The organism is Aeromonas sp. QDB14, from assembly GCF_027707845.1.
Classification (GTDB): domain Bacteria; phylum Pseudomonadota; class Gammaproteobacteria; order Enterobacterales; family Aeromonadaceae; genus Aeromonas; species Aeromonas caviae.
Genome location: NZ_JAPCJD010000113.1, coordinates 1 through 9,585, shown reverse-complemented (window position 1 = coordinate 9,585; position 9,585 = coordinate 1). Strand labels below are relative to the sequence as shown.

At 64.6% G+C, this 9,585-nt stretch carries 9 protein-coding genes and 1 pseudogene; 1 reads left to right on the top strand and 9 read right to left on the bottom strand.

Annotation, left to right across the window (positions count from 1 at the left end):
* Positions 1-109: 109 nt before the first annotated feature.
* The 8 genes and pseudogenes from PG887_RS21015 to PG887_RS20975 all read right to left on the bottom strand — a co-directional run bounded on the left by PG887_RS21015 (position 110) and on the right by PG887_RS20975 (position 6,661).
* Positions 110-1,483 (bottom strand): HD-GYP domain-containing protein, encoded by a 1,374-nt coding sequence (locus PG887_RS21015; RefSeq protein ID WP_201888603.1) that lies wholly within the window; start codon positions 1,481-1,483, stop codon positions 110-112.
* 84 nt (positions 1,484-1,567) lie between these two features.
* Positions 1,568-2,125 carry a DUF3332 domain-containing protein gene (locus PG887_RS21010; protein WP_043156456.1) on the bottom strand — a complete coding sequence of 186 codons (558 nt, stop codon included), beginning with the start codon at positions 2,123-2,125 and terminating at the stop codon, positions 1,568-1,570.
* A 144-nt stretch (positions 2,126-2,269) separates the two neighbouring features.
* Positions 2,270-3,565 carry a methyl-accepting chemotaxis protein gene (locus tag PG887_RS21005; RefSeq protein ID WP_048208072.1) on the bottom strand — a complete coding sequence of 432 codons (1,296 nt, stop codon included), beginning with the start codon at positions 3,563-3,565 and terminating at the stop codon, positions 2,270-2,272.
* Between the two features lie 202 nt (positions 3,566-3,767).
* Positions 3,768-4,232, bottom strand: a complete 465-nt coding sequence (locus tag PG887_RS21000) for a GNAT family N-acetyltransferase (RefSeq protein ID WP_010673599.1) — start codon at positions 4,230-4,232, stop codon at positions 3,768-3,770.
* Between the two features lie 60 nt (positions 4,233-4,292).
* The gene (locus PG887_RS20995) at positions 4,293-4,748 is read right to left on the bottom strand and encodes a DoxX family protein (RefSeq protein WP_045523951.1); all 456 of its coding nucleotides are present in this window, start codon (positions 4,746-4,748) and stop codon (positions 4,293-4,295) included.
* Positions 4,745-5,503, bottom strand: a pseudogene (locus PG887_RS22685) (HvfC/BufC family peptide modification chaperone). Before PG887_RS22685 ends, PG887_RS20995 begins: the two are co-directional and overlap by 4 nt.
* Positions 5,496-6,338, bottom strand: coding sequence for an MNIO family bufferin maturase (gene bufB, locus PG887_RS20980; protein ID WP_041214773.1), 843 nt, complete (start codon positions 6,336-6,338; stop codon positions 5,496-5,498). The pseudogene PG887_RS22685 and the gene bufB overlap by 8 nt, the downstream one beginning before the upstream one ends.
* A 59-nt stretch (positions 6,339-6,397) precedes the next feature.
* Positions 6,398-6,661: a BufA1 family periplasmic bufferin-type metallophore gene (locus PG887_RS20975; RefSeq protein WP_201893474.1), complete on the bottom strand. Its 264-nt coding sequence runs from the start codon at positions 6,659-6,661 to the stop codon at positions 6,398-6,400.
* A 298-nt stretch (positions 6,662-6,959) separates the two neighbouring features.
* Here PG887_RS20975 and PG887_RS20970 point away from each other — a divergent pair, with 298 nt between their 5' ends.
* Complete coding sequence (locus PG887_RS20970; RefSeq protein WP_270822828.1) at positions 6,960-8,984, top strand: BCCT family transporter; 2,025 nt, start codon at positions 6,960-6,962, stop codon at positions 8,982-8,984.
* 159 nt (positions 8,985-9,143) lie between these two features.
* On the opposite strand, the gene PG887_RS20965 is transcribed toward PG887_RS20970, so the two are convergent.
* Complete coding sequence (locus PG887_RS20965; protein WP_270822826.1) at positions 9,144-9,503, bottom strand: hypothetical protein; 360 nt, start codon at positions 9,501-9,503, stop codon at positions 9,144-9,146.
* Positions 9,504-9,585 lie beyond the last annotated feature (82 nt).

Here is a 9,585-nt window from a genome sequence, read left to right as displayed (position 1 = left end):
GGAACCAGTGATTGGTTCCGGATTGTCCTACAGCAGAAGGATCGGTCAATGGATCCTTAACTGATCAGCATTGCGCCGATGCGGGGCTTGTTTGTCTCGGGCTCGCGCCTTAGCTTGCACGAGCCAGGGGCTGCTCCGGAGTGAGGTAGAGGGAGAAGTCCTCTATCCCCGCCTTCAGGGCGGCAAAGCAGTCGGGGTCGATGGCCGTGCCCAGGTTTTCCGCCATCATCTCCAGGGCCCGCGGCACCGGGATGGCATCCCGATAGGGGCGCTTGGCGGTGATGGCATCGAAGATGTCGGCGGTGGTGATGATGCGCGTCTCCAGGGTGATCGCCTCCCCCTTGAGCCCCTTGGGGTAGCCCTTGCCGTCGAGTCGCTCATGGTGGGCGCCAGCCACTTGGGCCAGCTCCTCGAAGGCGCCGATGCGGCTCAGGATCTCCTCGGTGTAGGCGGCATGCATCTGCACCGCCGCCCACTCCTGCTCGTCAAGCTTGCCCGGCTTGTCGAGGATGGCGTTGCTCACCCCGAGTTTGCCCACATCGTGAAGCAGGGCACCCCGCTTGAGCCAGCGTCGCCGCGCCTCGGACAGCCCCATCTGGGCGGCGAGGATGTCGGTATAGAGCGCCACCCTGCCGCTGTGCCCTGCGGTATAGGGGCTCTTGGAGTCCACCACCTGGCCGAAGGCCGCAGCAATCTCATCCAGATAATCCTCATCCAGCGCCACCTCCCCCTGCCCCGCCGGGTGGGCGAAGACCCGCTCCGCCAACGCGGGATCCGCCAGCCCTTGCCAGAAGGCGTCATCGGCCAGCGCCTCGAAGGCATTGACCAGGGCGGGATCAAACCAGTTGCCGCTGCGCTCGCGCAGCTCCCTCATCGCCGCGTCCGGCCCGGCGGCGGCGTGAAACACGTCCACCACCTGACAGAGCAGGGCGATGCGGGAGAAGAGCGGGATGGCCTCCCCCGCCAGTTGTTGCGGCCGCCCTTTGCCGCTCCAGTGCTCATCCAGGGAGAGGATCCCCTGGGCCACCTCGTCGCTGAAACGCAACTGGCGGGCGATGTCCGCCCCCCGGTGGCAGCGGGTCAGGATCAGCTCGTTGGCTATCTGATCCCCGTTGCGAAAGATGTGGAACAGGCTGCGAAAACGGCCCAGCAGATCCGCCTGCAAGCCGGTGTGGCCCAGCACGAAGTTGACCACCTCGGAGAGGGAGCCATCCACCAGCTTGAAGTCGCGCTTGAAGTGAAGATCGTCGGTGAGATAGAGCTCGCAGATGCGGGCGGCATTGCTGCTGCACCCCAGATCCTTGAGCAACAGGGTGTAATAGAGGTCGTGGCGCTGCCGGGCATCCAGTCCCAGTTGCTCCCCCAGACGAGAGCCTATCCAGCAGCAGCGGATGCAGTGGCCTCTCGGCTGCCCTTCCGTCATGTCCAGGGCATGACTGAGAGAACCAATCAGCTCTGCCAAACGCAACCCGTTTACCGTCATAGCCCACTCCCTCTACATCGGGGCGTACTTGCCCGCAGGCATGTATAGCATTTGTCGGGAGTAAAGGATCAGGGGCGCGACAAATTATACCTGCACCGCTCCCCGGCTTGCCGCCGCATCGCGCTGCTCGCGGCTCAGGGTCGAGACCAGTTTGTCGTCCAGGTAGAGATCCAGTCGCTCCCCGCGCATCTCTCCCCGCATCAGGCTGCGCTGACCGTCGATGTAGTGGATCTCCATCTGGGCGGTGCGCTCGTCCGGGTAGCTCACTTGCACCTCGCGCACCCCTTGGGGCAGCAGGGCCAGCGGCACCTGGTTGAGGGCAGGATCCAGGTGCTGGTTCACCTTGATGATCGCATCGCTCTTCTGATCCACCAGGGCGGGCGCCTTGCCGGTGATGGGGTTCTTGCCGGACCAGAATTCGATGGTGTTGAACACGAAGAGATCCGCCGTGGCCGCCAGGCCATAGACGGGGGAGAGCAGCACGAAGACGCCGGCACGGCCGTAGCGGTTGTCCACCACGCTGAGGTTGCCCTTGGTCACCATGGAAGAGAGGCCCATCTGACCCATGCAACCACCGAGCCCCAGGCTCGCCCCCACTCCCAGCAGCAGGGCCAGTGCCCTGCCTCTCTGTCGTACTGCCATTGTTGTCTACCTGCTCAATAAAAAGGAGGCGGCAGCCTAAACAAGGGGGCCGGGCGGCACAATGACGAAGGGGGGCGTCATACAGCCAGGGTTCAGCCTGGCCGTCCGATCGCTCACTCTGTTGGCAATCTTGCGGTCAGCCCCTCAGATGGAGAGGGCCGACACCGTCTGGGAGACCCTGTCCGCCTCCTGGTGGATCTCGCTCATCAGCTTGTCCACCCCGGCGATCTGCTGCTTGCCGAGTTCGGCGCTGCCCGCCACCCCGGCCATGTCGTCGGTCACCCTGGCGGTCAGCTCGCGGTTCTTCTGCACCACCCTGGCGATCTCGTCGGTAGAGAGCGACGTGCGGGCGGCCAGCTGGCGCACCTCGTCCGCCACCACCGCAAACCCGCGCCCCTGCTCACCCGCCCGCGCCGCCTCGATGGCGGCGTTCAGGGCCAGCAGATTGGTCTGATCGGCGATGGCGCTGATGGTCGAGACGATGGCCTCGATGCTTCTGGACTGCTCGTTGAGCTGGCCGATGAGGGCGATGGCCTCATCCACCTGGGAGGCGATGAGGGAAGAGGTCTGCACCACGGCGCGCAGCAAGCCCGCCCCCTCCTCTGCGCTGTGCAGGGTCTCCTGGGCGGTGCTGTGGGCCAGGCGGGCGGCCTCCCGGGTCGCGTGGTTCTGCTCGATGCGCGCGGTGATGTCGCTGGCGAACTTCACCACCCGCACCACCTTGCCGCTGCCATCCCGGATGGGGTTGTAGGTCGCCTCCAGCCAGACGGCCTGCCCCCGGCTGTTGTGGCGCATGAAGAGGCCGGATTTGAACTGACCCCGGGCCAGTTCTTCCCAGAAACGGGGCTGCTCGCGCAGAAAGGCCTCGTCACAGAAGATCCTGTGGTGCCTGCCCGCGATCTCACTCAGGGTGTAACCCATGACGCTCAGGAAGTTGGCATTGGCATGGATAATGTCGCCGTTCGGGGTGAACTCGATCATGGCCCGGGAGCGGTCCAGTGCCTCGGTCAGCGCCTCGAGCCGCCCAAGCCGCTGGTGCTGTTCGGTGACGTCGCTGGCAATCTTGAGTACCCGGGTCACCCGGCCCTGGTGCTTCACCGGGAAATAGGTCGCCTCCAGCCAGCGCGTCTCCCCCTGCAGGTTCACGCGCTCGAAGGTGCCTGACTGCACCTCCCCCTGAGCGAGACGCCGCCAGAACTGGCGATAGTCACCGGACTCCCCCCAGGCCCTCGGACAGAGCTGGCTGTGGGGCTGCCCAATCAGTTCGGCGGCACCATATCCCATCAGGGCCAGGAAAGGGGGGCTCGCCTCCTGGATGATCCCCTCCGGGCTGAAGATGACGGTGGCGGCACCCGCCTTGATCGCCTCTATGATGCCCTGCTCCTCGTCGAGCCGGGTCTGACATGCCTGCAACTGCGCTTTGAGCTTCTGATTGAACATGACACTTCTTCCTCGTTGACCATCCCCATGGGCACCACGGCCTCACCCACAGAGGGTATCGGCACCGCCAGCGCCGACATAAGTGGTCGGACGACTGAAACGAATGGAGCGCGCAGTGTATAGAAAAGCGGCGATGCCGCCAAGGGCTCCCAGTACGCAGCCCTTGTGAAAGAGGATCAACTCGGTGCAGAAAAAGAGGAGGCTAACGGCCAGGTACGCACTCGAGGCAGGCGGGATTGCCGGCAAAGCCGAACCGTTCGTAGATAGCGCGCCCATCACTGCTGGCATGGAGCCACAGCTTGCCCAGTTGCTGCTCGCGGGCATACGCCACCATGGCCACCAGCAGGGCATTCGCCATTCCCCGTCTGCGCCAGGCCGGCCGGGTGTAGATGTTGAGCAGGTACCCTTCCCGCCCCGCCAGATTGCCCGGGTAGGGCGGGCGCACGAAGAGTGCCAGGGTGGCGCACGCCACCACCTCGCCCTCCTCCTCCACCACCCAGCTACGGGCGCTGCCCTCTTCCTGCGCCTGAATGAAGTAGGCCTGCGTCGCCTCCCTGAGGACCGGATCCTCATCGGGCCGGGCAAGTTCCCCCACCTCGCAAAAGAGCGCCATGCGCAGTGTCGTCAGGGCAGGAATATCGGCCGCCAGGGCCTCGCGTACCTTCATCTCTTCTCCTTTACATTCCTTTCCCGCCCGTCAGTCAGGCAGGGCTCGTGTGCGGCCACCTTACGCCGGAGGCGAGCGACGGGCAAGGCGCCAGCTGTCGAGCCCCAGGGGGCCCGCCCCCCACACGGCCAGGGTCAGCAGCATCCAGCCCCACAACTGGTGATCGTGAAAGCCTCCCGCCCAGAGGGCCGGGTAGGAGATGACCGCCATGGCGTTGAAGCCAAACAGCAGCAAGGCGACCGGACGGGTGAAGAGGCCCGCCAGCAGGAAGAGGGGCAGCAACAGCTCGGTCGCCGTGCCCGCATAGGCCGCCCACTGCCAGGGCAGCAGGGGCACCTGATATTCGAACTCGAACAGATAGAGGGTGCTGTCCCAGGCCGTGAACTTGAGCCAGCCGGATCGCAGAAAAATGGTGGCGACCCAGAGCCTGGCAAGCAGCAACAGGCCACCGCTGCACCAGGGCAAGATGCGTTCAACAAGGGGGCCAAGGGGCCTGGCAAGGGTTTGCGTTGTCATGGGGCAAGCTCCAGATCGACCAGCAGGTCGAGGGTGATGAGGGGGGCCAGGTGTTCGGCCATGGCGGGATCCTGAGCCAGCAGGCTGGCCAGCGGCCTGCCCTGCAGGCAGCCTTGCAGCAGACGCCAGGCGGCGGCATCCAGGGGAATGGGGTCGACCCGGTGTCCGGGGCGTTTCTTGAGTGCCAGGGAGCAGACAGCATCCAGTTCCCTGACCGTCTCACCGCCGTGCAGGGCCATCTGCCAGAGCGCCAGCACCGGATGAGGGCTCTCCAGGAGTTGCAGATCGCAGGCGGGATGCAGCACCAGCCGCTCCCAGTGGCCAGGGGGCATGGCGGCAAGCCGCTCGGCAGGCCAGCGCCGCGTCTCTGGCGCAAGCAGCGAGACCCGCTCCAGCCCCCACTCGAAGCGGGCCAGATCCCCGAGCCAGGGCAACGCGGCCGTGGTGGGCAAGCGTGCCAGCCAGTCGCCAAAGCCCTCCCCGTAGTCCTAGTCCATGACGCTCCCCTCCTCCAGAGGTGCCGCCAGCACGAACCCTCGTGCCGCCGCCTCAAAGAAGGTCTCGCCAACCATGGCGCGTACCGCGGGGTAGCTGCTGGCAAGCACCTCGGTGAGGCCGAGGATGAAGTTGTTGCGATAGATCTGCAACAGGGCGTCGGGGGCAAAGCGTCCCGGCTGGATGTGCCCGAGGATGGCATCATCCTGGCCGAGCAGACCGCTCACAAAAGTACCTTGCGGGAAAACAAGCTCAGACATGGGCTGCCTCCCTGGATGTTTGCTGTGCCGCGCTCAGGATCTCGCTGGCACGCTGCGCCTCTCCCAGCAGCACAGGCAGCGGGGGGATCGCCAGATCCCATTCAATCAGGGTGGGGATGGCGCGCTGCTGGCAGACCTGCTCGTAGAGCGCCCAGACGGGCTCGGCCACGGGGGTGCTGTGGGTGTCGATATAGAGGGGCCCCTGAGGCAGGTGCTTCTCGGTAAAACCGGCCAGGTGAATTTCGCCGACCGTGTCGAGGTCGATAGTCGCCAGATAGTCGTCCACCTCCAGGCCGTGATTGACCGCGCTCACATGGAGGTTGTTGAGATCGAGCAGGACGCCGCAACCGCTGCGCCCAGCCAGCTCGGCCAGAAACTCGGCCTCCCCCATCTCCCCCGCCAGTTGCAGGTAGGAGGAGGGATTCTCGATGAGCAGTTGTCTGCCCAGTGTCTGCTGCACCCGATCTATCTTGTCGCTCATGTGCAAAAGAGCGGCCCGGGTGTAGGGCATGGGCAGCAGATCGTTAAAATAGCGCCCGCCGATGCTGCCCCAGCTCAGGTGCTCCGACACCCGCACCGGCGAGATGGCCGCCACCAGGGCCGCCAGCTGGCGCAGGTGCCCGGCATCGAGAGGATCGGCGGAGCCCAGCGACATGCCGACTCCGTGAAGGCTCACGGGGTAGTGCCTCGCAAGCTCCGCCAGCACCTCGAAGCCCTGGCTGTGGCGCTCGAAGTAGTTTTCGCTGTGTACCTCAAGCCAGCCCACGCCGGGCAGGGTGTGGCGGATCTCGTCGTAGTGCGGGGGGCGTAAACCGATACCGATCAAGGGGTTCATGGCTGGGCTCTCAATAGATAGGGCCATGATGTGGCGGGCGCCACACCATGGCATGCGGCTTACTTGGGTTGCAGGGACCCGCCAGCGAGCTTCTCGCACAGCCCCTTGGGCACTACCACGAAGGCATCCCCCTGGGCATCCATCTTGGCGGTGCCGGCGCAGGATCCGCCCTTGGTGGCGCAATCGTTCTTGCCCGCCTTGACCACGCCGTAGCACTTCTCCTTGTCATCCGCAGCCATGGCCGGCGCGGCCATGAACTGGGCACCCAGGGCCAGCAGACCCGTCATGGCAGAGGCGATGGCAGTACTCTTTTTCACGTTCATGTCTCTATTCCTTGTTGTCGAGAGTGATGTCTCCGGCGCATCTCATCCGGCTACGTTCAATAGAAACGGACGAGGGGGGAAAAGATTTCCCAAAAAACGGCATCAACTCGCTATTAATAAACAAGAAATCGGTAACCATCTGATTTAAAGGCATAAAATACGATAAAAAAAACAGACCGACGAGTGCCTCCCCCACGGTGTTCATGGCCGTTGACCCCGTCACTCGCCGTCCACCCCTTGTCTGCTTTGCACCCGAGGGGCCTATAGTGTCTTGAGTCCTTCCACCCAAAGGTGTCCCATGAACGCTCCCCGTCCCCCCAGATGCACCCTGTCGCTGCCCATCTTCATCCCGGGTCTGCTCTTCATCCTGGCGCTGCTGGCCATCTGCTCCCTGGCCCCGGAGGCCGCCGCCCGCTTCTTTGGCAGCGGCCAGAGCTGGATAGCTCAGCACTTCAGCTGGTTCTATGTGCTGGTGGTCGGCATGTTCCTGATCCTGCTGCTGGTGATCGCCTTCAGCCACTTTGGCAACATTCGCCTTGGGCCGGACGATGCCCGCCCGGAGTTCAGCTTCACCTCCTGGCTCGCCATGCTGTTCGCCGCCGGCATGGGGATAGGGCTCATGTATTTCGGGGTGGGCGAGCCCATGAGTCACTTCGTCTCCCCGCCCCAGGCGACGCCCCTGACCCAGGTGGCCGCCCGCGAGGCCATGGTCACCACCTTCTTCCACTGGGGCTTTCACGCCTGGGCCATCTACGCCATCGTCGGCCTGGTGCTGGCCTACTTTGGCTTTCGCTACAACCTGCCCCTGACCATCCGCTCCGGCCTCTATCCCATCTTCAAGGAGAAGATCCACGGGCCGCTCGGCCACGCGGTGGACGTCTTCGCCCTGGTGGGCACCATCTTCGGCATCGCCACCACCTTGGGCTATGGCGTGATGCAACTCTCGGCGGGGATCACCCGCCTCACCGGCATGGACACCTCGGGGGAGCTGTTTCGCTTCGGCCTCATCGGGGTCGTTATCACCCTCGCCGGCATCTCGGCGGTCACCGGTCTCGACAAGGGGGTGAAGCGCCTCTCCGAGCTCAACCTCTTTCTCGCCATCGTGCTCCTGCTGTTCGTGCTGGTGGCCGGCCCCACCCAGTACCTGCTGGGAGCCCTCTCGGAGAACATTGGCAACTATGTCTCCTCTTTAAGCCAGCTCACCTTCCGCACCTTCACCTACAGCGAGACCCGCCAGGCGGGCTGGTTCGGCAACTGGACCCTGCTCTACTGGGCCTGGTGGATCTCCTGGTCCCCCTTCGTCGGTCTCTTCATCGCCCGCATCTCCCGCGGACGCACCCTGCGCGAATTCATCCTCGGCGTCCTGTTCGTGCCCACCGCCTTCAACCTGCTCTGGATGACGGTGTTCGGCAACGCCGCCATCTGGGCCAGCCAGCATGAGGGGGGCACAAGCCTCATCGACTCGGTCGGCAACATCGACACCCTGCTGTTCAACTTCTTTGACCTCTTGCCGGGAGCGGACATCACCTCGGCGCTCGCAGTGATCCTCATCAGCGTCTTCTTCGTCACCTCCGCCGACTCGGGAGCCTTCGTCATCGACAACATCGCTACCCAGGGCAAGGAGGGCTCACCGGTCTGGCAGCGCCTGTTCTGGGCTCTGCTGCTCGGGGTCACCGCGGGTACCCTGATGAGCACAGGGGGGCTGGCGGCGCTCCAGTCCATGACCCTCATCGCCGCCCTGCCGTTTGCCTTCATCATGGTGCTGCTCTGCCTCGGACTCTGCCGCGGCCTTGTCGCAGACAAGGAGCACTCGGCCAGGCGCCTCTCCCCCGCCACTGACTTCTGGAACGGCAAGCAGTGGCGCACCCGGATGGATCACCTGCTGCGCCCCTCCACCGAGCAGGAGGCCCGCGCCTTTGTGGACAAGGTCGCCCTGCCCGCCCTGACGGCCCTGAGTCAGGAGTTCGCTGCCCGGGGCATCACCAGCCGGGTCGAAGAGGATGGGCCGGATCAGTGCCATCTGCTGGTGCCCCAGCAGGGTCGGCGGGACTTCTGCTACGGGGTGCGCATCGAGGCCCGCCCCGCCCCCGCCTTCAACCCCCTGGAGGCGGCCCACAACCACGATCCCGAGGCCCGCATCTTCGAGCCCATCACCTATTTTGCCGATGGCCGCGCCGGTTACGACATCCAGTACCTGACCCGGGACGAACTGAGTGCCGACGTCTTGCGCCAGTACGAGCGCTATCTGGTGCTGAGCCAGGACGAGGGGCAGGATCTGCTGAGCAGCGCCCCCGAACATACCCAGCCAACCCAGGGAGAGTGATGACCAGGCAGGGATCAAGTCAGCTCCCCGCCCAAAGCTTATGGCCGGGCACACTGGCGGCGAGGGCTGCCCCCACCACCCATCACAACAGAGAAAGGGGCCCCAGGGCCCCTTTCTCGTCACTGCCTCAACCGGCGTTGGTGTCAGACCCTCACCGGCTCAGGCGGTTTTCACGCACTTCTGGATAAAGCTGTTCTTGGCCGCCCCGGCGAGCTTCTTGTCCGCTGCCGCCTTCTCGCACTGGGTCGCCTTGTCGGCGGCTGCGTCCGTCTTCAGGCACTTTTGCACGAAGCTGTTCTTGGCCGCGCCAGCCAGCTTCTTGTCGGCGGCCGCTTTCTCGCACTGGCTTGCCTTGGCACTGGCAGAGGCATCTTTGACGCACTTGCCCACAAAGCTGGTCTTGGCGGCGCCCGCCAGCTTCTTCACCGCCGCCTGGGCCTCGCACTCCTGCTGCGCCGCGCTGTGGGCAGTCCCCATACCGAACAAAAATACCGTCATCAGGATGGCAATGAATTTCATCTGGCACGGGAATTCAGATAATAAGTGCGACACTCATGGATGAATGGCGAGAGGTGGCCAACTGCTGATTGGTGGTACCCTT

Coding starts and splice junctions, on each gene's coding strand:
- bufB (WP_041214773.1), bottom strand. CDS start 6,338: ATGAACCCCTTGATCGGTATCGGTTTACGCCCCCCGCACTACGACGAG.
- PG887_RS20995 (WP_045523951.1), bottom strand. CDS start 4,748: ATGACAACGCAAACCCTTGCCAGGCCCCTTGGCCCCCTTGTTGAACGC.
- PG887_RS20975 (WP_201893474.1), bottom strand. CDS start 6,661: ATGAACGTGAAAAAGAGTACTGCCATCGCCTCTGCCATGACGGGTCTG.
- PG887_RS20965 (WP_270822826.1), bottom strand. CDS start 9,503: ATGAAATTCATTGCCATCCTGATGACGGTATTTTTGTTCGGTATGGGG.
- PG887_RS20970 (WP_270822828.1), top strand. CDS start 6,960: ATGAACGCTCCCCGTCCCCCCAGATGCACCCTGTCGCTGCCCATCTTC.
- PG887_RS21015 (WP_201888603.1), bottom strand. CDS start 1,483: ATGACGGTAAACGGGTTGCGTTTGGCAGAGCTGATTGGTTCTCTCAGT.
- PG887_RS21010 (WP_043156456.1), bottom strand. CDS start 2,125: ATGGCAGTACGACAGAGAGGCAGGGCACTGGCCCTGCTGCTGGGAGTG.
- PG887_RS21000 (WP_010673599.1), bottom strand. CDS start 4,232: ATGAAGGTACGCGAGGCCCTGGCGGCCGATATTCCTGCCCTGACGACA.
- PG887_RS21005 (WP_048208072.1), bottom strand. CDS start 3,565: ATGTTCAATCAGAAGCTCAAAGCGCAGTTGCAGGCATGTCAGACCCGG.